14 protein-coding genes are annotated in these 22094 nt (G+C 60.6%); 12 read left to right on the top strand and 2 right to left on the bottom strand.

Features of this window, described 5'->3' with window-relative positions; all coding sequences use genetic code 11:
* Positions 1 to 6: 6 nt before the first annotated feature.
* On the bottom strand, positions 7 to 996 hold the full coding sequence (locus ACYQ2I_RS06050) for a TFIIB-type zinc ribbon-containing protein (protein ID WP_460166105.1): 990 nt from the start codon (positions 994 to 996) through the stop codon (positions 7 to 9).
* 264 nt (positions 997 to 1260) lie between these two features.
* On the opposite strand from ACYQ2I_RS06050, the gene ACYQ2I_RS06055 reads away from it, so the two are divergent.
* The 7 genes from ACYQ2I_RS06055 to ACYQ2I_RS06085 all read left to right on the top strand — a co-directional run bounded on the left by ACYQ2I_RS06055 (position 1261) and on the right by ACYQ2I_RS06085 (position 12245).
* Positions 1261 to 1812: a carboxypeptidase-like regulatory domain-containing protein gene (locus tag ACYQ2I_RS06055; protein WP_460166106.1), complete on the top strand. Its 552-nt coding sequence runs from the start codon at positions 1261 to 1263 to the stop codon at positions 1810 to 1812.
* A 68-nt stretch (positions 1813 to 1880) separates the two neighbouring features.
* Positions 1881 to 2468: a hypothetical protein gene (locus ACYQ2I_RS06060; protein WP_460166107.1), complete on the top strand. Its 588-nt coding sequence runs from the start codon at positions 1881 to 1883 to the stop codon at positions 2466 to 2468.
* A gap of 54 nt (positions 2469 to 2522) precedes the next feature.
* A complete protein-coding gene (locus ACYQ2I_RS06065) occupies positions 2523 to 3383 on the top strand; it encodes a hypothetical protein (RefSeq protein WP_460166108.1) in 861 nt (286 codons plus the stop codon).
* 254 nt (positions 3384 to 3637) lie between these two features.
* On the top strand, positions 3638 to 4765 hold the full coding sequence (locus tag ACYQ2I_RS06070) for a polysaccharide biosynthesis/export family protein (RefSeq protein ID WP_460166109.1): 1128 nt from the start codon (positions 3638 to 3640) through the stop codon (positions 4763 to 4765).
* Between the two features lie 54 nt (positions 4766 to 4819).
* Entirely contained in the window at positions 4820 to 7102 is a 2283-nt protein-coding gene (locus tag ACYQ2I_RS06075; RefSeq protein WP_460166110.1) for a GumC family protein, read from the top strand.
* 115 nt (positions 7103 to 7217) lie between these two features.
* Positions 7218 to 10064, top strand: coding sequence for an O-antigen ligase family protein (locus tag ACYQ2I_RS06080; RefSeq protein WP_460166111.1), 2847 nt, complete (start codon positions 7218 to 7220; stop codon positions 10062 to 10064).
* Between the two features lie 141 nt (positions 10065 to 10205).
* Entirely contained in the window at positions 10206 to 12245 is a 2040-nt protein-coding gene (locus ACYQ2I_RS06085) for a polysaccharide biosynthesis protein (protein WP_460166112.1), read from the top strand.
* Between the two features lie 39 nt (positions 12246 to 12284).
* Here ACYQ2I_RS06085 and ACYQ2I_RS06090 read toward each other — a convergent pair whose 3' ends face one another.
* A complete protein-coding gene (locus ACYQ2I_RS06090; protein ID WP_460166113.1) occupies positions 12285 to 14777 on the bottom strand; it encodes a S8 family peptidase in 2493 nt (830 codons plus the stop codon).
* A gap of 336 nt (positions 14778 to 15113) precedes the next feature.
* Between ACYQ2I_RS06090 and ACYQ2I_RS06095 the strand changes: the two genes are divergently transcribed.
* The 5 genes from ACYQ2I_RS06095 to ACYQ2I_RS06115 all read left to right on the top strand — a co-directional run bounded on the left by ACYQ2I_RS06095 (position 15114) and on the right by ACYQ2I_RS06115 (position 22008).
* Positions 15114 to 16619 carry a lipopolysaccharide biosynthesis protein gene (locus tag ACYQ2I_RS06095; protein ID WP_460166114.1) on the top strand — a complete coding sequence of 502 codons (1506 nt, stop codon included), beginning with the start codon at positions 15114 to 15116 and terminating at the stop codon, positions 16617 to 16619.
* Positions 16620 to 16786: 167 nt separating this feature from the next.
* The gene (locus ACYQ2I_RS06100) at positions 16787 to 17935 is read left to right on the top strand and encodes a glycosyltransferase (RefSeq protein ID WP_460166115.1); all 1149 of its coding nucleotides are present in this window, start codon (positions 16787 to 16789) and stop codon (positions 17933 to 17935) included.
* Positions 17932 to 19434: an O-antigen ligase family protein gene (locus tag ACYQ2I_RS06105; protein ID WP_460166116.1), complete on the top strand. Its 1503-nt coding sequence runs from the start codon at positions 17932 to 17934 to the stop codon at positions 19432 to 19434. The genes ACYQ2I_RS06100 and ACYQ2I_RS06105 overlap by 4 nt, the downstream gene beginning before the upstream one ends.
* Positions 19431 to 20636, top strand: coding sequence for a glycosyltransferase (locus ACYQ2I_RS06110; RefSeq protein ID WP_460166117.1), 1206 nt, complete (start codon positions 19431 to 19433; stop codon positions 20634 to 20636). The genes ACYQ2I_RS06105 and ACYQ2I_RS06110 overlap by 4 nt, the downstream gene beginning before the upstream one ends.
* 133 nt (positions 20637 to 20769) lie before the next feature.
* Positions 20770 to 22008 (top strand): glycosyltransferase family 4 protein, encoded by a 1239-nt coding sequence (locus ACYQ2I_RS06115; RefSeq protein ID WP_460166118.1) that lies wholly within the window; start codon positions 20770 to 20772, stop codon positions 22006 to 22008.
* The last annotated feature ends 86 nt before the right edge of the window (positions 22009 to 22094 follow it).

Below are 22094 nucleotides of genomic sequence, written 5' to 3' on the forward strand. Positions count from 1 at the left end.
AAAAAGTCAGCCGAGTGCGCCCGCCAACGCCGCAAACAGCAGGAACAACACAAGCGCCCCCACGACCGCCGCCGCCGTGACGGCAGCAAGTTTCAGGTATGAGAACGGCGCCTGCCCGGTGATCCTGCCCGTTTGCCCGTTGATGAGTACGCGGTACAGTCGATCGCGGTAACGGTACGCCAAGATCCACACCGGTAAGAGGATCGGTTCTCCTTCCATTCCCGAGATCAGCATGTTCACGTGCACGTTTCGGACGCGGCCGGGGATGTACAGCGATTCGATTTGACGTCGTTCTTCCGCTTCGATTGCACCGCGGGCAAGAGGTCTGGCGAATTTTCGCGGCAGCGTCACTTGCTCGACCGTGATGTGTTCCATGTCGACTTCATCGGGAGAGACGCCGTCGCTTAGGTCGTAGGGACAAAGGGCCGAGGTCTCACGAGGGCTCAACGCTTGACCCGCACCGACCAAGACGGCTTCGTGCTCTCCGTAATGTTCGCCGAACAGGGGGCGCCAATCCCCGCGAGCCGAGGGCGGGACGTCGCTGGTATCGGCCGTCCAGTACGTGTGGGTTTTCGCACGGAAACACCAGTACGCCGCATAAACCGGCACCATGTTGACGACGACTGCCTTTTCGGTCAGGTCGCTAGGCCGGAAGAACCCTCGCATGAGGGTGTTGCGCATCACCTGCATGGCGTGATCGCGATTCAGCCGAAAGGGAACGACACGATTCGGGGCCACGATCCGGTGATTCGGTTTGGCCTTCATTTGGGTTGCGCCGCAGAACGGGCAGCGCAACGCCCGGGCCCCGGCGTCGTAGCTCATCGAAGCCCCACAGCCGGTGCATTCGAAATTGTTCGTCGCCAATTGCGTTCCCGGCCGGGAACGCGCGGCTTGCCCGTCGCGGATCGGGGCCTCTCGCCCGCAGTTGGGGCAGAAAAGGTCTTCTTCGTCGATCAGGCTGCGGCATACTTCGCAGCGGACGGCCGTGTCGCTCATATGTTTCTCCCCGACGGTGCAGTTCCACGTGTCTCGCAACCGATGGGTGATTCGATTCGGGGGCGGAGGGATTGGACTTTCCCCCCGATAGGGCTGACGAATGATGTCTCATTGTACGCATTTTTCGCCGGACTCGCATGATTGCTGCTCAAATTGGTATTTGGCACCACGTTCCATTTCGCTAGTATTCCGCGACTTTCAAGGCACGACGGATCGTGCGCGGCATGCGTGGCCAAAATCGGACCCGCGATAGGAGAGTTGGACATGGAGGCAACAAATCTGCGAGTGATTGCCTGGGGCTTGGTGGTGTCGATAACGCTGGCGGTAGCGACTCGAGCAAATGCGGCAGAGACAAAAAAGCCCGGGCAGCATCCGCAGGCGGGGATTGCGGCGACGGTCGTCGACGTGATTGCCGTCGATGGAAAACTCGTTGGTCAAGTACTCGACGAAAAGGGAAGACCGGCTGCGAATACGAAGGTCGTCATCGCGCGATTCAACCGGAAGGCTGCCGAAGTCGAGACGGACCGGCGCGGGCTGTTTCGGGCCCGACTTGCACCCGGTACGTATCGTTTGGCGGTCGGTGAACGTGTCTTCCAGTGTCGCGTGTGGGACGAGAAGAGCGCGCCGCCTTCCGCAAAAAAGGCGGTTCTCTTGTTGACGGCCGATCCCAAGCTCGTATTGGCGCAAGACGGCCCCACGGCCCAATGGTTGCACAATCCGTGGGTCATTACCGGAATTGTGGCGGTTGCGGTGGCCGTGCCGATCGCCATCTACGAACACCAAAAGGACCGCGAACGGGCACCTTCCAGTCCGTGATTCGTGTGCACCTGGCCCGAACGAAACGAGAATTCGAGATATCGAAAAGCAGAACGAGGAAGACCGAAATGAGATGCTTGCCGTTGTGGATTGTCGTGATCGCATGCGGCGTTGCCGTGCAGGGAATAACGTTCGGAACCGCCCGGGCCGCGGACACGGCGATGGGAACGCGACCACAGGCGACGCCCCAAGCCGGAAGCCCGATTCGCCTGGCGGCACGAAACCCCGATGGAAAGCAAGCGGCGGTTTGCGACATCGAACTGGATGAGCACGGCTATCTTCAAGGGGTCGTCGTCAACATGGAAGGCGTTCCCATCAAGGAGACGCCGTTGTCCTTGTACCAAGGCACCAAGAAAGTCGCCGTCGGGAAGACGAACAATTTGGGCCAATTTCGCTTGGGACCGTTCGCCGGCGGCAGCTTCCATCTGATGGTTCGTGACTACGTCTTGGTGCTGCGAACGTGGAAAAACAAAACCGCACCGCCGAACGCGAAACCCGCCGTGTTGGTGGTCATCGGTGATCAAACGACCCGCGGCCAGCGCCCCATCGGTGAATTGATAAGGTCGGACGTCCTCATCGTAGGCGGTTTGGTGGCGGCGGCGATCGCAATTCCTTTGGCAACCTCGAACGACAGCAGTTCACCCAGTTCGCCGTGACGTGTCGCGGCTTCAGTCGTCGGCGCGTGTACGAGCCGGAACCGAAATACGGCAATGAACGATCCGGAGCTTCGCACGAAGGGGTTTTTCGAAAACGCCGGGACGCCACGTCCGCGGCGTTTCGCCCGTTTCTTGATCGCCGTAGCGGCGTTGGCTGCAGGAGCCTGGTGTGCCCGTTCGGTCGTGCCCGTCGAAAACCGATCTTGCGAGCCGCTTTCGAGGATTGCTTTTTGTCTCCAAAGCGGCGTGAGAGCCTTCGGACGGCTTGCCGAACCGGCCCACGCTTCTTCCTGTGACGCCGAAGAGCGAAGCGGCGAAGCGTCGGCGACCGAAGCCGGAGAAGCAATGCGCGCTTCGCGGCCGTTCGGTATGGACTGGCGACTCACGCAAGCCGGTATGGCGGTGGGACGCATCGAAGTGCCCGACGAAGCGAAACGCCCCGGCAGACGTTGGGGCATCGTGCTGTGGTCGCCCGCCGGTCGGCAGCGACAGATTCCCGTCGAGTCGGACGGCTCATTTCGCACGCGACTGGCCCCCGGCTATTACGGGATGTCGTTGCGTTTCGGCGATGTCTCCGGCTGTATGTCCGAGGAATTTACGGTAAGTGGGGGTGCGTGGGGGGAATCGGCAAGCTGGGTGGTTCGCGTGTGGGGACACGACGCGGCACCACCGGCAGCGACCGAGGAACTTCGGTTACAGGTGGGAGTCGCCGAGAATCCCGCTGGTTTCGAGAGCAATGAACGCGTCGCATCGGCCGATGCACGTGTGGTTCGAGGGCAGAATCTTCGCTCGCGCGTGGTCAACGGACGCTTGCCGCCGAAGGTCGCCGCGACCGTGTTCGTGGCCGGTGCTGTCGCCGTTCCGATCGTGTACGTGAGTTCTCGCCACGATGTCGCAATCTCGTCGAGCCCCTGACCCAAGCCGTCGGGACTCAGAAATCGCCGTTCTGAAGGCCAATGGAATCTCTTATGGGGGGCACGATCGGCAGGGTGATCTGAGAACACGTGCGCTTCGCGTCGCCTGCCGATTGGGCTTGACCGGGGAGTGTGCTTCCTGCTAAGAACTCGCCCTGATTTCGTCCGGCACAGCGATGCGCAAAAACCGGCGGTGAGACTCCCAGGGAAGGGGGCCTCGACCGCCGAAAGACGTATGACGGGGAAGGAACCCAAGTGAATATCCGATTCGCAGTGTCCGCAGCGTGGTTGAACCGCCCGGCATGGATCGGGGCCCTTCTTTGTACGTGCGCCGCAATCGGGTGCGCAACCAACGTCTATCGGCCGACGAACCTGCCGTTGGAGTACACGGCGCCCGAGCCGGAAGACCTGACGACGTTGGACTTCTCTCGCTTGGTTCATCGCACGGTTGCCAGCGACTACGTGGATCGCGGCGACGTGCTGAAGGTCACCATCTGGAGCGATGTCGAGTCGAATCCGCAGCCGCAATTGGTGCGGGTGAATGACGACGGCACGGCAAACATCGGCTTGATCGGCCCGGTACCTGTGGCTGGAATGCGACTACCCGAGATCGAAGAACGGATCGCCCGCGCAGCAGTCGATCGCGATGTGTACCGGCGGCCGCACGTAACGGTCCAGATCGCAGAGGAACGCAAGAATCGAATCACCGTGGCGGGAGCGGTGAAGGAACCCGGTGTGTATCAATTGCCTCGCGGCGAATCGAACTTGTTGCGGGTACTGGTCGAGGCGGGCGGATTGGATGCCTCGGCCGGGCCGATCATCGAGATTCGACGTCCGAACGTGTCGGGACGAAGGAATTCCATCTTCCTGGGACCGGATCGCGAGCCGTACACGACCGGTTTGGACGGCGATGCTTCGGTACGGCAGACCTCGTTGGAGACGACCGGTGACGGCCCGCAAACGGTGCAAATCAATCTGGTCTCTTTGGCGACCGAAGGGCGGACGCACTACGAGTTGGAAGACGGCGACGTCGTCATGGTGACCAAACGCGATCAGCAACCGATTTACGTCGACGGATTGGTCAATTCACCCGGCGCGTACCGAACCGATCCGAACAAAGAGACGCGATTGACCGACGCGATAGCCCTGGCCGGCGGTTTGAGCAGTCCGCTGGCCGACACGGTGTGGGTTGTCCGACGCACCGACGAGGACGAAAACTCGATCGTCATCAAGTGCAGTATCCGCAAAGCAAGACAGGATCGCATTCACAACATCCTGCTGAAACCCGGCGACACCATTACCGTCAAGGATACGCCGGTTACGTTCGTGTACGACACGTTCATCAAGATGTTCCGGATCGGCAGTTCCGTGACCTTGTTCTGAATCGAAACCGACGGAAACGGCTCAGCTCCGTTTTCGCCCCGGAGATCGATAACCATGGAGATACCGACGACGGTTCCCGGCGCAGCGGCGAGCCAGCCCACGACCCATATCGTTCATGCGGCCATGCAGTTCGCATGGGCGGTTCGGCAACGAATGTACTTGGTCGTGCTCTCGTTGGCGGTGTGCGCCTTGTTGGGCGGACTCTATTACGCCACGGCAACCCGCTACTATTCGGCCAAGGCCGAATTGCTGGTCATGCAGACCGGTGACGCCACGTTGTCGCCCACGTTACGCTCGCAGGGCGAAGACGGGAATCTAATGCCTACTTTTCAGAATCTGATCGTCAGCGACGAGGTGATTCGGGGAGCGATTGCGCGGGTGCCGCCCGAATTGCGAGGCATCGACTTGCCGGAGGAAGCCCGGGCGAAGTGGATCGACATCGTCCGCAAGAACTTGAGCTCGAAAGTGCTCAACAAGACGAACATCATCGTCTTGGAGTACCAGTCGAAAGATCCTGAGCTGGCGGTCCAAATGGTCAATGCGATCGTCGAATCGTATCTCGATTTCATGGATCGCATGCACCAGGGGACGACGGCGGAAATCGTCGAGGTGCTCACCAAAGAAAAAGACGACTTGATGCGGCAATTGGCCGAAAGGGAGCACGAGCTTCAGTTGCTCAGCGAGGAGATCGGAGCGCTGGATGTCGGGCTGGAGGACGAATCCGTCCATCCCTTGGTCCAGCGGGCCATGGAGTTCAACAAATCGCTGATCGCCGTTCAAAAACAGCGTGTTGAATTGTCGGCGTCGCTTGCCGCGCTGGAACGGGCCGTTCGCGACCGTCAAGATTTGCGCCAGTATATCCTGAGCATGTCCGACGAGGTCGGCCGCGAGTTGTTGCTGAACAGTCTCGGCTTCAACAGCCAAGAGGCGTCGTCGCAATTGGCCATGGAACGCCAATTGATTCAAGACCAGGCGCTTTTGGAAAGTTTGTACGAAGGCGGTTTGGGTGATAATCATCCTCGCGTTCAAGCACTCAAGCGGCGGATCGCATTGTCGCAACAATACATCGCCGGGTTTCAATCTCGGATCGAACGGCGGATGGCCGAATTGCAGGATTCGCGATTGGGGCCGATGTTGATCGCGTTCATGCGGCAGCGATTGGCCGAGGTGTATCAGAAAGAAACATCACTCTCGGCGCAGTACGAAGCAGCGCGGCGCGAGGCGGGGCAACTCACCGGTCGCTTGGCCCAGGTCGAAATCCTCAAGAACGACATTGCCGGGTTGCGCGAACTATACACGGCGCTGGTCAAGCGGATTTCGACCATCGACCTGAGCAACGATTTGCGTACGGCGCTTACCTCGCCCCCGAAACGAAACGATTCACCGGTTTCGCCCAGCTTGCCGCGGACTTTGTTCATGATCGTGTTCGTCGGTTTGGGGATCGGGTTCGCAGGTGTGTATGTTCTCGACACGTTGGACGATCGCTTCCGCTCGATCGAAGAAATGCAATTGCAGTTGCGCACGCCGGTGATGGCCGTCATCCGCCGTATGAAGCCGCGCGAATTTCTCGGGCCGAAATCGCTCCAGGTGGTTGCCGAACCCGACAGCCCCGAAAGCGAAGGGTTCCGCACGTTGCGCACGGCTTTGGCCCTGTCGGAAAGCGATGCGGATACGATCGTCGTGTCGAGTACGGAACCGGGAGACGGTAAGTCGACCGTCGCAGCCAACCTGGCGGCCGCGTTCGCGCAGGCGGGTAAGAAGACGCTGCTGATCGACGGCGACCTGCGACGTCCCGGATTGACCGCCATGCTTGGTTTCCGCGGCGAAGCGGGGTTGTCTCGCGCGTTGCAAACCGATGAGCCGATCGAAGAAGCTGCCGTGAAAACCATTCGGTCGACCGGAATCGAGAACTTGGACGTTCTCCCCGCCGGTCCCCGCGCGTTGCATCCCGCCGAATTACTCAGCGGTTCCCGATTGGCGGAACTGCTGGCCTGGATCGAGAACGTGTATGACCAGGTCGTGATCGATTCGCCGCCTGTTCTGGCTGCGGGCGATACGGCGATCCTCGGACGATTGGCCGACGGCGTGTTGCTGGTCGTCCAACCGGAAAAGAACCGTCGCCGCGTGATCTTGCGGGCGGCGGAATATCTGGCCGTTGTGAAGATTCGTTTGATCGGCGCGGTCGTCAACCGGACGGCCAAGGAGCGCGTACCGGGATACGACGCCTACGATTCGGCATACGATTATCACGGCCGTGATGAGGGTGAAGATACCGTCTCGGCGGACGGTGTTCCGTTCGATGACGACGAAGGCATCGTGCCGCGACGGGTCGCTTGATGAACCGCGGCGTCCCGTCAACCATCGAGACGCTCCCGCTCCATGAAGAAAACGGCGATTCGATTCAGGCGGAAGCTCAAGTAGGAACGTGGAACAAGGAATACGACCGTAGCCGATGTCGATGGGCTTCGGATGGGAACACGAGCGATCTGCCGCTTCCGTCGGCGAATGGGCCGAGCGGTTCCTGTTGCGCATCGTTGATGCGGCGACGGCGGGATGCATCTTCGCCGTGCCGGTTCTGTTCGGCGGGCGCAGCGCGTGGGGGCACGTGTTGCTGATCGCACTGGCGGCGACGATGACCGTCGCATGGTGTTTGCGGCAGGCACTGCGCGGCGGCCGGCTCGAATTCTCGGGAGCCGAATGGATTTTGCTCGGCGGTTCGGCTTGGGTGTTGATCCAGATGATGCCGCTGCCCGCGGATTGGTGGGCGGTCTTCACGCCGCAAGCCCACCGAATTCTCACGCTGTGGACCTCGGACAGCGACGCGCCGATCCGTTTGGGGCTGTGGAATCGCTTGACGCTGACCCCCACAGAAACCCGGATCGACTGGATCTTGTTCACGGCGTACTCGCTGATTTTCTGGGTAACGTATCAGCGTGTGCGACGCCGAGAAGACATCGAACGCATCTTTCGGTGGTTGGCGTATGCCGCGATTGGGGCAAGCGTGTTCGCACTGATCCAATACTTCGCCGGCAACGGAAAATATTTTTGGTTTTATCAGCACCCGTACGCCAAGCTCGATGATGCCGTCAAAGGATGGTTTACCTCACGGAACCATTTTGCCCATTTTCTAGCGTTGGCGGCGGGGCCGCTGGTGTGGTGGGCATTGGAGGCGAAGCGGCACGCACGCGAGCGGCGAGTGAGCAGTGATTTCGGACCGCCGAACGCCTTTCACTTGGGATATGCCGGAAGAACGATTGTCGTCGGTATCGTCGCTTTCGCCTGTTTGTTGACATTGTCGCGCGGAGGCATTGCCGTATTTCTCGCGGCGCTGGCGATCGTGTTGTCTGCCGCCTATCGAACAAGACGCATCGAGGGCCGGTTCCTGATTGCGTTCTTGATCGTGGCCGGGCTGATCGGCATCGCGTTGGGGATCTACGGATACGCCGAGCTGACCGGACGGTTCGAGAGCGTGGCGACATTGTCTTGGGAGAAGATCGATCGTTACGGCACGAGGACGACGGTTTGGAAGAACACGCTTGCCGCGATCGCCGATTTTGGTGGCACCGGCAGCGGGGCGGGAAGTTTCCGGCACGTGTACGAGTTGTATCGACCGTGGCGACCGTCGAATCACTTCCAAACGCATGCCGAAAACGGCTATCTGCAAATCGCCCTGGAACTCGGTTTACCGGGCGTGTGCCTGTTGGCGGCAACCGTCTTCTTGCTTGGACGGGCGATTTGGGCGATCCGCGGTGCACGACTCGATTCGGGGGCGCGCCTGGCAGGGGCCATTCTTACGGCCGTCGTGGTCGTCAGTTTGCTGCACAGCTTGGCCGATTTCGTGTGGTACGTTCCGGCCTTGGCCGCGGTGACGGCGATCTTGATTGCGTGCTTGTTCCGGTTGGCGAACAACGCGGCACGCCGAGAGCGAAATGACGGCTCGGCACGCGCGCAGACGCAGGAAAGGAAGCTTTCCGCCGTTGCTTGGGGATCGGTCGCCGGGACGATTGCCGTACTTGGCGCTGTGCTGGTTTCCGATCGCTTGGGACCGGCGAGAGCCGAATCGCACTGGCATCGGTATCTTGTCTTATGTCGATCGCATGCCTTCGACGATGCCGAGTTGGAAGCGCTTTTGGCTCCGGATAGCAACGGCCCTGTTGCCGGCGATTCCGGGAGCGGCGAAACGAAAAATGACGGCGATGCGGACAATAAGGATGAAGATACTGCTGCCCCGGAGGCCGTCCCAGAGACGCCGCAGCAGCGACGGCGAGCCGTGATCGCCTACCAAGAACGATTGATTCGCGAGTTGGAGGAGGTCGTGCGGCTCGATCCGGCGCATAGCCAGGCGCATGCGGCGTTGGCGCGAATGTACCTGCGCGTGTTTATGTTGGCCCAGGTCGATGCACCGAACCCGATGCCGGTCGATCAAATCTGCGATGCCGTCATGCAATCGCAGTTCGGTTCGCAAGAAGAACTCGAAGTCTGGCTGAAACGGGCGATCGGCGAGAACGTGCGGTACCTGAAACCGGCCTTCGCCGAGGCCTTGGCGGCCGTGCGAGTGTGTCCTTTGCAAGGAATCGCGTACATGACGCTGGCCGATACGTGCTTTCTGCGGGGGGCGACGCCTGCGATCAAGCGAGCGTTGGTCGACCAGGCGGTTTCCGTCAAACCGTACGATGCCGACGTTCTCATGCAGGCGGCCGAGGAAGCCGCCGTGGCCGGTGACCTGGATCGGTGCTTGGAAATGTGGCGGCGTGCGTACCGCGCCGACCGACCCGCACGATTTCTGCTGGTCGATCGCTTCGTGAAGACCGCGGACATGGCCGGTCCCGCTGCGCAAGCCCAGGTGTTTCTCAGTGAATTCCAGCCCGACCTCGAGATTACGCGTTATATGTACCGGCAATATCGGGAACGGTTCGAGCCGGAGGAGTACCGGCCGTTGTTGGAATATTTTTTGGAAAAGCTGGTTGCCGCGATCGAAAAGGCGCCTCGCAGCGAAGCGGCCGATTTGTTGATCGACGCGCATTACGTGCTGCTCGAGCTGAATCGACCGGAAGAAGCTTTGCAATACGCGTACCGGGCGCTCGAACTCGACCCGGGAAGCTACCGTGTCCGTCGCTATTTGGCGCAGTGCCTCGAAAAAAACGGGAAGTACGAGGAAGCCGAGAAACAGTTGCGGTGGCTCGTTCAGCGTCAACCGGGCCACCAGGGGCTGCGAAGGGAGCTTCTGGAGATCCGCGAAAAACGGATGAAGGCCGAACTGGAGCGTGCCGCGCGATTGGATGCCCCCATCCCGCGCTGATCGCAGAAGATCGGCTACCCTTCGATTTCCCCACAGGCAAATCGCTCTGGAACGAATCGCCGATTTTTGCGAAGGTTTGATCGCCGAGAGTGACCGAAGCCAAGGAAGGTAGTTCGGTCGGGGGAGAGACTGCCTTCGGACATGCAAGCAAAGGCACGCGATCAGGCGAACTTCTCGGCGGAATTCGCGGCATTCGCGTGCGACGGCTGCTGGACGGCACAGTTCAAGGAGGAGCTGGCATTGTCGGCGTCCCGGCTAACAAACGAAGGAAGAAGAGCGTCGAACAGCCGACCGCGTGGGGCACGCTGGATCGCGACGGTGTGGCGCAATTTGTGCGGATTGGCCGTCTTGCTCCCGATTCTGGCTGTCGCCTACTACATCAGCTTTTGGTTGCGGTTCGAGGGCCAGTTCGGACCGCGACAATGGGAGCATTTTTGGAGTACGCTTCCGACCTCGCTGGCAATCGAAGCGGGCGCCTTCATGTTGTTCCGCGTTCATCGTGCGTGGAACCGATACGTCAATTTCTACGACCTGGTCGCCTTGGTGCAAGCGGCAACGATCGGCATGTTCTGCATGGCATTGTTCGATCGCCTGTTCATTCCGCCGCACGTCGTTCCACGGAGCGTCTTGCTGCTGAATTGGGGAACGACGGTCGTTTTGGTCGGCGGTGTGCGGGCAGCGCTGCGGGTGGCCAAAGAACGCAATTTTCTGGCCCTGTTTCCCGGAAAGGGGCGCCCGACTGCCTTGATTGTGGGCGTCAACGGGACGGGCGAAACGCTCTTGCGCTCGATCTATCGCGGTACGCGCACGCCTTATCGGGTCGTCGGTTTTATCGGCCGTGATGCCCGCTCGATCGGGGATCGGATCGGCGGTGTTCCCGTCCTCGGTGTACTCACCGATACGTGTCGTCTCGCGGTTCGGCATGGTGTCGAGCACATCCTGATTACAAAGGAGGCCCTTACGGGGAAGGAGATTCGCGCGCTGGTCGATGAGGCCCGACGGTGTAACTTGGAAGTCAGCGTGTTGCCGAGCTATGCCGAGCTGCTGAGCGGACAGGTGACGTTGCGTCCGCGGCCTGTTTCGATCAACGACCTGCTGCGGCGGGAACCGGTCGAGCTGAATCTGGATGAGATTCGGGAGTGGATCGACGGGCGCACCCTGTTGGTGACGGGGAGTGCGGGCAGTATCGGATCCGAGATTTGCCGTCAGTTGCTGCGGTTTTCGCCCGAGCGGATCGTACTGGTCGATCGCAGCGAGACAGGGCAATTCTTCCTGGAACAGGAATTGGCCCCGATCGCCGGAAACATTCGGTTGGAAATCGTGGTGGCCGATGTGCTCGATCGCCGCCGCATGCAGCAGGTCTTTCGCCGTTTTGCGCCCGAGATCGTATTTCATGCCGCGGCGTACAAGCACGTGCCGCTGATGGAGTCCCATCCGGGCGAGGCCGTCAAGAACATCGTCTTGGCGACGAAAACCTTGGCCGACCTGGCTCCGCAATTCGGTGTTCGATCGTTCGTGATGGTGTCGACCGACAAGGCGGTGAACCCGACCAGCGTGATGGGCGCATGCAAACGCATGGCCGAAATGTACGTTCAGTCGCTGGCCCAGGTCGAACGACGTTGTCGCTTTGTGACCGTTCGTTTCGGAAACGTGCTCGACTCGGCCGGAAGCGTCGTTCAAGTATTCCGTCGCCAGATCGATGCCGGTGGTCCGATTACGATCACCGATCCCCGCATGGAACGCTTTTTCATGACGATTCCCGAGGCGGCGCAACTGGTGATTCAGGCCGGCGTCATCGGTCGCAGCGGAGAAATCCTCGTACTCGATATGGGAGAGCCGGTTCGGATCATCGATCTGGCCGAGGAGATGATCCGGCTGTCGGGGTTGCGCGTGGGGCAGGATATCGAAATCGAAGTCGTCGGTTTGCGACCGGGTGAAAAACTCTACGAGGAACTTCGCGCCGACGGTGAAACGGCCCTGCCGACTCGTCATCCGAAGATCATGATCGCCGACAGCCCGCGACTCGACATTGCCCTCGTCCGCCGATGGGTCGAGGATCTGGTCGATACGGCGGAGACGCTTCCCGAATCGGTCGTCGATCGGCTGCGGGAATGCGTGCCCGGATACGGGAACAAGACGGAACGGTCCACTGCCGTTGTCGATTCTCGCAAGGCTGCCTGACGGCCGGTTTCACTTGAGATCGCGGAAGACCGGCTGCGCTCAATCGTTTGTGCGGACCGTTGGGTAGAGCCTATCTGAATCTTCCACTTGCCGGACGTGGACTGCGTCGAAATATTTGGCGCGTCGGAGTCCGGCAACATCGGTGATCTTTGTAAAAAGCCGGTAGCGATCGACCGAAGCCGCAACCGAGGCGGCGTAAAGTGTTGCGGTGTCGATGCCCTCGCTTGCGTAGGCGTGTACGTAGTCGAAGAATTTCGCACGCACCACGTAATCGTCGGAAAACAGCCGTCCGTATATCGGCGTGGCGATGAAACGATCGTCGCCCGGCGAATCGAACAACTCGGCGACGTCGATACCTCCGGCGGTCTTGTAGGCGTGGATGTAGCGAAATCCGTCGACATCGATGCGATAACCGGCGCCGTCGCGAGGCTCAAGCGATGCGGAAAACGGCCGAGCCTTGTAATGATCGTCGCCCGGTGTGTCGTACAACGATGCGACGTCGTCGCCTCCGCCGCCGACGGCCGATTGGAACAGGAATCCTTCGGCCTCGAGCGTCAAGCCCGAGCTCGTCCAGCGAGTGTTTCCGACTTGCATGTCGACGAAGTCTTGCCCTGCGGAACCGACCAGTTCGAGGCGGTCGTCGCCGCCTCCGGAATCGATCGTGACGTGCCAGTTCGGCGAGCCGTTCATCGGAGCGAGATGATAGGCGAGATCGCCGAAATGCACGACGAGTGACCCGTCGGAAACCAAGTCGCCGGCGTCGATTCGAATCGTGTCGGCATTTTCGGTTCCCACGACCGCTACCTGGTCGCCCTCGCGACGAAGGACATTCGCCGTCGTCAATCGGACCGGAACAGGCGCGTTGCCCATGGAGATCAGTTGGATGGTGTATGTTTCTCCTGCGCGGGCGGGGACATCGACTCGCTCGACGCCGGTCAAACCGTAGCTCCCTCCGATGCGGTCGCCCGCGGCGTCGAACACCTCGAGATCGACGTCCCCGGCAATTGCGTCGAACCGTGCATCGACGCTAAGCCAGCCGTCGAGTGTGGCGGTGACGGTGAACGTCGTTTGCCGGCCGATCACTGTGACCGATGCTTGCCGGTACGAGCCGATCGGTTCGGACGGTGCGGGCGCCCATGTCATTCGCACACGGTATGCACCCGGCACAACACCGTCGCCGGTAATCAGTGCGAACGAGATGGGGGTGTTCTTGGCCGTGTCAAATGTCCAAGCTTGCCCGTCGGCGCTTAGGAGACGACCGTCGGGCAGCAACCACTCGGCAGCGGATAAGGGGGACTCGAGGGTGACTTCCAATCGCCCGGCACCCGGAGGCGTCCACGTGAAATAGTCGCGGTCGCCGTTCCCGAGCGTGCCGTTCCAGGTTCCTTGGATCCCGTCGGGTGTTACTGTGAGATATGGATCGATGCTGCCGGCGGTTGCGGGTGTGTCGCCGAACATATCGGCGGGAAGAACGGACTCGACGGCTCGAACGACGTTCAACCGTTTGTAAGTTGCCTGGGTAATCGGATCGTAGATGGGGTCGGCCGTCGCGAACAGCGTATCACGAATTTCCCGCGGACTGAGGTTTCGCCCGGCCTGCGAAGCTGCTTGCCGCACGACGACGGCCGCTGCGGACACCGCCGGTGCCGCCATGCTGGTACCGGAGAAACGGACGAAGTCGTCGTCGATGCCGTTTCCGTTTCCGAGATAGTCGGGCACGGTACTCAGCACGCTTTGGCCCGGAGCGGCGATTGCTGTCTCGCTGCGCTGCGAGTAGTAGCTTAGGTTGCCTCTTCCGTCGGTCGACATTGCGGCGACGACCGTCGCGCTGGACGCCGGGTAGTTCAAGCCGGGCGTTTGGTACGTGAGAAACGAGTTTCCCGCTGCGGCAACCACGACGATACCGTCGGACTCCAATAGCGACAGTTCGTCTTCGAACGGTGCCGTGTTTGATGCAACCGGATCGTTCTGCTCGAGCCCCAGTGAGATGTTTACCGTCGTGACGGGGTAGCGAAAGTCGTTCCGATGCAGGTGAACCCACGAAAGCGCCTCTTCGACGTTGGCGACCGAAGCGCGCCCCGACGTTTCGAAAACGCGAAGGGCGATCAGATCGACGCCGGGAACCAGGCCGGGGGCGCGTGTGTCTTGAGATGCCAAGATGCCGGCAACGTGCGTTCCGTGCGAACCGTTAGGCGGTTCGTCGTCGAAATCGGGATCTCCGGTGCCGGAGAAATCGTATCCGCCGACGACCACCGGAGCACCGTCCCGCGCCAACGCAAGATGTTCGGCTGCGATGCCCGTATCGATGACGACGACCGTTTGTCCGGCGCCGTCCAGGGCATATCGGTCACGTAGCCAAGCGAAATCGGCGGCGAGGGAGGCGGTAGCGAATGTCCCCTCGGAAGCAACGACTTGACCGGTCGGGGCCGGCGGCGGGAACACCGCTTCCATACCGACCGCCGCGGGCGCAAGGCGGACTTCGAGACATTCCATGCCCAATCGGCGGCACCGCCGACGGTGATGATGAGGCATCGTGCCGGTCTCCTGGTGAAGCGTCGTTGCCTCCGATTTTGCCAGGATTACCGTTTTCGAGCAACGAGTGAACTTTAATGTTTTTCATGGTGGCCTTACAGTTTGGTTGTATTCGCTGTATTGCCTATCCTTTTTGTTTTTGCGTTCTCGGGGCTGAACGACGGTGCGGAAAGGGGATTACTCGGAGGATTGAGCAAAAGGCGGAGGTTGCGGTGGTTTCGGCGAGATTGATATTGACCGGGATTATGCGTTTTGCCAGATTTGTGAGGCTTGATTCCCAGTTGAGATGCCGGATGACTTTTTCGCTTTGCGAGCACTTTTGTTTTTGGGGGGGCTGTGAGTACGCTCGATCATCCGACGGTCAAGGAAGGCCGACACCGATTCCGCGACTTGCGGGAAAGGCGATTGCGGGGCAGCCGATCGACTTTACCGAACGGCGACGCACTACCTCGCAATGCACCGGCTGCATCGGACGGCTACCGCCGATTGTCGATTCGGCACAATTTCTTGTGGATGACGCTCGGCCAAGGGAGTCGGCTCGGTGCCCGCGTCGGGATGTTCGCTCTGCTGTTGAAGCTGGGAATGACCGGTCCGGTCGCCGTGTTGGTGGCCTTGAGTGCCTTGACGGCGCCGATCTTCGGGTTGGCCGGATTGGGACTGCGCGCCACGTTGATCCACGACGTACAGCGGAAGTATCCCTTTCAGACGTACTTCAGCATGTTGGGCGTGTGTACCGTCATCGCCTACGCGGCGGCGCTGGGGTTGGGGCTTGGGGCGGGGTACGGCTCCGAACGGATGGTGCCCTTGTTGTTCTACGGGATCGCCCGCGTGTTCGACACCTTGTCGGAAATCGTGCAAGGGGCTTTCCAACGTGAAGAGCGGATGGACTACATCGGCCTGGGGCTGTTGTGGCGCAACGGGTTGGAACTTGCGGCCTTGGTGGTCGGCGTCTTGGCGACGGGGAGTCTGACCGTCGGCTTGATGGGATTTGCGGCGGCTTCGGTGTTGGTGTTCTTCACCTGGGATCGACCGCACGCGCAGAAGTTGCTGTCGGTTTGCCGGACAATGACCGACGACGCACCGGCCGGCGGTGCATTGAGCGAATCGCCCGACGAATACGTGGGATTCTGCCGCCCCACGCGACAATGGCTGACGTTGCTGGCTTTGTCGTTGCCGTTGGGGGTGGTCGCGATGGAACTCAACTTGATTACCGCCGTGCCGCGATATTTCGTCGACGCTTGGTTGTCGGACGAGGCGCTGGCCGTTTTCGGTACCTTGCTGTCGTTGGCCGGTGCGGGGATGTTGGTCGTATCGGCGCTCGGCGGTTCGATGAGTCCTCGCCTCGTGCGACTGTTCGACGCGGGCAATCTTTCGGCGTATACGCGCTTGTTGGTGCGCTATTTGGGGGTCGTCTTCCTGCTGACGATTGGTGGATACGCGGGACTGTTTCTGTATGGCCGCGCCGTGTTGCACCTTGCGCTTGGCCCCCTGGTGGCCGATCAATTGGATCTGGCGCTGTTGTTGTTCCTCGCGGGCGGTGCGATGTACGTCACGGCGGTTTTCGGCCGAGCGGTGGATGCTACGCGATGCTTCCGATTGCACATGGTCATTCGCGGGGTGACGATCGCATGGCTGTTGCTGTTGGTGCCGCTGATGGTAGGGCGAGGCGTCGCGGTCGGAGGGGCTACGGGCGGGCTTCATGGTGCCGCTTGGGCGATCCTGTGGGCCAATGTGGCCACCTTGCCCGTGTACGGAGTCGTGCTTTGGTGGGCTTGGCGCCGACAATTGCGCCGCTTGCAGAGTGAACGGCAACGATTGGAACTCGCCGGGAGGGCGGCTTGATTGCGATTGACGCCGGAGCGGATTCCCGGTAACGTTCCTCCCGCTATGGCATGCCGAAAAACGAACGCGATCCGGTGATCGATGTCTCGGTTATCCTTCCCAAATCGCCTGTTTTGAGTAGTTTCCGGGGCGATCGAGTGAAGGCGGTTTCTTGAGGAGCCCCACGGATGGAGCCGCTCCGAGTGCTTCACATTTTCAGTCGCATGCAGTACGGCGGTGCCGAACTGCGCACGCTCGATGTGATGGAGTATCTCGCAGCGACCGGGGCGCCTGTCCGGATGGACTTTTGCGCCCTGTCCGGAAAGCCGGGCGCCTTGGAGGACCGCATTCGCGACCTGGGAGGACGCGTTTTTCATGCGGCGATTCGCCGCCGTGGATTCGGCAAACAGTTCCGTCGGTTGTTGACAAACGAACGATTCGACGTCGTCCATTCGCATATTCACTTGGCCTCGGGCCTGATTCTACGAATTGCGGAGAGTTGCGGAGTTCCGCGACGCGTCGTGCATTTTCGTAGTTCTCACGACGGTGCTTCGAATACGCTTTTCCGACGATGCTATCGTCGGGTGATGGCGTGGTTGATTGATCGGACCGCAACCGACATCTTAGCCGTGTCGCGGTACACCATGGAGACGGCTTGGTCGCCGAAATGGCGACGCGACGTTCGGTGTCGCGTGATCTACAACGGTTTGAACATGGATCGGTTTCTGAGTGTCGATCACCAGGCCGTTTCGAACCTGCGACGCGAATGGGGGATCCCTGACGAAGCGAAGCTTTGGATTCATGTCGGGGCGGGGCGGCCGGTAAAGAATCACCGGCGATTACTGGGAATCTTCCGGTCGGTCGTCGAGCGGGATGCTTCGGCCTACTTGGTCTTGGTCGGGGATCTGGCAAGGATTCAAAACGAGCTTCGGTGCTTGGCGGAATCGCTTGGCATCGAAGGCCGCGTGGTCTTTGCGGGTTGTCGGAACGACGTGCCCGCGTGTCTTTTCGCCGCAGACGGCATGATTTTCCCTTCACTTTGGGAAGGAATGCCGGGGGCCGTCTTGGAGGCCGCTGCGGCCGGATTGCCGATCGTGGCGTCGAACCTGCCGGGGATTCACGAAATCGCCGAGTACGTGTCGGGCATTCGGTGTCTTTCGCTCGACGAATCGGATGCGGTTTGGGCGGAAGAGATCGTGTCGACGAACATGCCGTCTCAGGCGGAAAGACGGCGCGCGATGAAGGCGTTCGCTTGCGGTCCGTTTTCCGTCGCTCGTTGTTCCGAGCAATTGCTCGACGTGTGGTGCGGTATCGGCAAACAGAGGAAGGCGGCATGAAGACGGCGAAAGCACTCATCGGGCTGGCCTTCGGAACGGCCGCGTTCGTGTTTCTGTTTCGAAGACTGATGATTGATTGGGGCCTGGAGATGCCGCCTTTTCTTCAGGCCTATTGCTACGCTCCCGCCTTCTTGTACGGACTCGTGTTTTGGCTTCATCGGCCCGGCTTTTTCCGGAGCCGGCCCGTATTGGTGTGTCTGGCGATTGCTTGGGGCGGACTGGTTTACTCAAGCGCCGCCGCGGGGGGCGCTCGGTTCGTCGTCTTGACGTACTTGACGTTTCCCCCCGTGATTGCTGCGATGATCGTCGAGTACGGTCTTTGGCGCTATGCAGCCAGAGTGTACGTGTGGGCGAACGTGGCCGCTTGGTTGACGACCTGCTGGATGGAATTGCAAATCCACCACGGGAGCTGGCGGGCGATGTTCGCAAGATTTGGGTATCTGTCCGAGACATTGCTCGAGAAAAATGCGAACCCAAATCAAATCGGCGGTCAATTCGCAATTGCCGCGGTCATCGGTTTCGCGTTGTTTCTGTATGAGGGACGACGAAACAATGCGGCAGGCGAGGCATCGCCTCTTTCGCGATGGTTCGGGGGGAGGCCCGACGACGAAACCCGAGAACTGGAACGGATTCTTTACGGGGTTCGATCTCAACCGAGCGGAACCGATAGCCGGTCGAGCGGACGGGTGGCGTGGTTCGACTTGACGGCCTCGCTGTTATTGTCGTTTGGGTGCTTGATGACGGCCTCACGCGGTGCGGCCATTTCGCTGTTTGCGGGATTGTTGTTGCTTCTCTTTTGCGGTACGAAAACGCAATCGACGGCCCGGTTACGGGAAGTCGTGGCTTTGGGCGTCGTCCTTCTCTTCGCCGCGGTAGGCACGGCGGTCTTCTTCGAAATCGTGCCCTGGGATCGTTTGGCGAACCGGATTTTCGGTGAGCAAGGGCGCGGCATGACGACACTCAGCGGACGCGTCGATATCTGGAAAAACGCTGTCGACGCGATCGCTGAGGATCCGACGATGATGGCGATCGGGGCAGGCACGGGAATGGCAGATGTCGTACTCGGGCAGGTGGACGGAGGCGCCCGCTACAGCGATCACGGAGTGCTCCGACGCTTCAGCCACAACACGTACATCGAATGGTTGCTCTATTACGGAATTCTCGGTGCCGTGCCGGGGATATGGCTTATGATCGCCGTGGCGCGGCGGGCACACTATTGGGATGTTCGAGACGGCACAGTGTTACGACAAGCCATCTTGCTCACCATTTTTTGCGAAGGGATTACCGAGGTCGTCTTCCGCATGTATTCCTGGATCGTCCCCGCCGCATTGCTATTGGCCTTGTTGGAAGGCGATCTGGCTTTCCGGGGCCGCGATGAGGCATTCGCAGAAAGCCCCTTGCGCGAGCCCGCTTGGTCGCTTCCTATGGACGCAGCTTTTTCAGCAACGGACCGCGGTCGTCGTCCGAGTAGAGGTCGAGCAAAGGAACTGGTGTCGTGATCGTCTTGCATGCCTCTCCGGTAGCGTGGAAGCATATCGGCGGGATTACAAACTCCACGTCGCGATTGGTTCGCGCAGAAGCTCAACTGGGGGCAACCGTCGGCTTGTTGGTGACCTACGGTGACCGGCGACAACCGGGAGCGGAAACCGCAGCCGACCGCGTGGGCGCGCGGGTGCCGGTTTTCTATCGGGAGGACGCACCCGGCGGCAATATCGACGGCCTGCCGGCTCCGTATTGCCGGCCCGATATCGTCGTGTTTCACAGCACGTTCATTCCCTACCATGCCCGTTTCGCCGACGTGCTGCGGCAGAAGGGGATTCCGTATATTTTGTGTCCTCGAGGCGGTTTGACGCGTTACGCGCTTCATCGCAGATGGTGGAAGAAACGGTTGGGTCGGTTGCTTTTCTTTGACCGGCTGGTCCGTGGAAGCATCGGCATTCGGTTTCTGACCGAGAGGGAACGCGAAGATTCTTTGGACTATGGAAAGCCGTACTTTGTTTGCGGAAACGACATTTCACTCCCCGAATCGTCGAAGATGGCCAAGATAGACGGCCACCGGCGACGGCGGCTCATGTTTCTGGGACGACTAGCGATCAGGCACAAGGGTTTGGATCGATTGATTGAAGCCGCCGATGCGGTTCAGCAAGAGCTTCGCATTTCGAATTGCTGCATTGAACTTACGGGACCGACCGATGGGAATTCCGAATACCGGCTGCGGAAGGAGATCGCGCGTCGAAATCTTGCCGACTTGGTACTTGTGCGCCCGCCTGTGACGGAGCCGGAAACGAAATCGCAGCGATTCCGTTCCGCCGCCGCGTTTTTGCATCCTTCGCGGTTTGAAGGGCATCCGCAAGCCGTTCTCGAAGCGATGGCGCACGGTCTGCCGTGCCTGGTGACCCCGGGAACGAACGTCGCCGATGTGGTCGCTCGGTACGATGCCGGGTGGGCGGTCGGGGGGACGGTCGAGGAGATCGCCCGCGGACTGGTCGAAATTGCGAAAACGCCGGTCGAGGAGCTTCGGCGTCGCGGTCGTAACGCGAGGGCGTACGTCGAACGCGAATGCACGTGGGAACGGGTGGCTTCCAAAACACTCGAGGGCTATCGCTACCTGCTCGATCGAGCAGGTTTGGGAGCACGATTCTCCGACCGTGCGCACGAGGGGGGCGACGCCATTGGCTCGCCGTTGCGTCGATCGGCCTGACGGGCGTTGCGGGAATCCCCCAAAACGCCGGAATGCCCGCAAACTGCTCTTGATCGCGGAGGAAGCTTGCGAATACCATCCGCCTGAGGGAGCGTCTCGAGCGACAGGATTCCGAACGTCGACGGATCGACCGATGCGGATCGTCTACCTTTTTCAGTATTTCGCGACGCCGGAAATGACCGGCAGCACGTTTGCCTACGAAACGGCCCGGCGTCTGGTCGCCCGTGGCCATGAAGTGCATGTGGTGACCTCCGACTTCAACCGCAACGACGGACGTTGGCGGACGAGCGAGTGCGAAGGCATCACGATCCACTGGTGCGGCATTCGCTATTCGAACCACTTGAGTTACCGTCGAAGGATGGTGTCGTTCTTCCGCTTTGCGGCGAAGAGTGCAAGGCGGGCGGCGGCTCTCGGCGGTCATGTCGTCTATGCGTCCAGTACGCCGCTGACGATCGCTCTCCCCGGCGTGTACGCGTCGCGCCGGAACGCCATTCCGATGGTCTTCGAAGTGCGGGACTTGTGGCCCGACACGCCGATTGCCGTCGGTGCATTACGAGGGCGAATGCCGATCGCGGCCGCGCGGCGTCTGGAGCTGTTCGCATACCGCAATGCTGCGCGAATCATCGCTCGATCGCCCGACATGGCGCGGGGGATCGTGTCGACCGGGTATCCGGCCGATCGGGTCACCGTCATACCGAACGCGTGTGATTTCGCGCTGTTCGACGTACCGTCAGAGCGAGGGAAACTGTTCCGCGCGCGGTACGAATGGCTCGGTGAGCGTCCGCTGGTCGTGTACACCGGAACTTTGGGCCTGGTCAACGGAGTGAGTTACCTGGCGCGCGTCGCGGCCGAAATGTCGTCGATCGATCCCGATGTTCGATTCTTGATCGTCGGCGGAGGGCGCGAAGAGACGCTCGTGCGCGACACGGCACGCGGTTTGGGGGTTCTGGACAAGAACTTCTTCATGATGCCTCCGCTTCCCAAGCGGGAAGTTCCCGATGTGCTTTCAGCGGCCGATCTTGCGACTTCCACGGTCATCGATCGACGTGCGCTGTGGGCCAATTCGGCGAACAAGGTATTCGACGCGATGGCGGCGGGAAAGGCCTTTGCGATCAACCACGAAGGATGGTTGGCCGACTTGATCCGCCAACACGATTGCGGTTTGGTGTTGCCGGCCGTCGATCATCGTGCCGCGGCCGTGCGGCTGGCCACGGCCTTGCGAGACCGGCAGTGGTTGCGGGGAGCGGCACAACGCGCGAAGGAGTTAGGGAAACGCGAATTCGATCGTGATCGCCTTGTCGACCGGTTGGAAGGCGTGTTGCATGCCGCCGTTGCACGATCCGATGGCGTGACGCGACGGCGCGCTGCGTGATCGTGTCGACAATATAAAGACCCCGCGAGTTCACCTTCCGGGCGATTTTGAGAAAACGAACAAACCGGTCGTCTACCGATAAACGA

The sequence above is a fragment of the Thermostilla marina genome (assembly GCF_054657455.1).

Coding starts and splice junctions, on each gene's coding strand:
- ACYQ2I_RS06065 (WP_460166108.1), top strand. CDS start 2,523: ATGAACGATCCGGAGCTTCGCACGAAGGGGTTTTTCGAAAACGCCGGG.
- ACYQ2I_RS06085 (WP_460166112.1), top strand. CDS start 10,206: ATGCAAGCAAAGGCACGCGATCAGGCGAACTTCTCGGCGGAATTCGCG.
- ACYQ2I_RS06050 (WP_460166105.1), bottom strand. CDS start 996: ATGAGCGACACGGCCGTCCGCTGCGAAGTATGCCGCAGCCTGATCGAC.
- ACYQ2I_RS06080 (WP_460166111.1), top strand. CDS start 7,218: ATGTCGATGGGCTTCGGATGGGAACACGAGCGATCTGCCGCTTCCGTC.
- ACYQ2I_RS06055 (WP_460166106.1), top strand. CDS start 1,261: ATGGAGGCAACAAATCTGCGAGTGATTGCCTGGGGCTTGGTGGTGTCG.
- ACYQ2I_RS06075 (WP_460166110.1), top strand. CDS start 4,820: ATGGAGATACCGACGACGGTTCCCGGCGCAGCGGCGAGCCAGCCCACG.
- ACYQ2I_RS06105 (WP_460166116.1), top strand. CDS start 17,932: ATGAAGACGGCGAAAGCACTCATCGGGCTGGCCTTCGGAACGGCCGCG.
- ACYQ2I_RS06090 (WP_460166113.1), bottom strand. CDS start 14,777: ATGCCTCATCATCACCGTCGGCGGTGCCGCCGATTGGGCATGGAATGT.
- ACYQ2I_RS06100 (WP_460166115.1), top strand. CDS start 16,787: ATGGAGCCGCTCCGAGTGCTTCACATTTTCAGTCGCATGCAGTACGGC.
- ACYQ2I_RS06060 (WP_460166107.1), top strand. CDS start 1,881: ATGAGATGCTTGCCGTTGTGGATTGTCGTGATCGCATGCGGCGTTGCC.
- ACYQ2I_RS06115 (WP_460166118.1), top strand. CDS start 20,770: ATGCGGATCGTCTACCTTTTTCAGTATTTCGCGACGCCGGAAATGACC.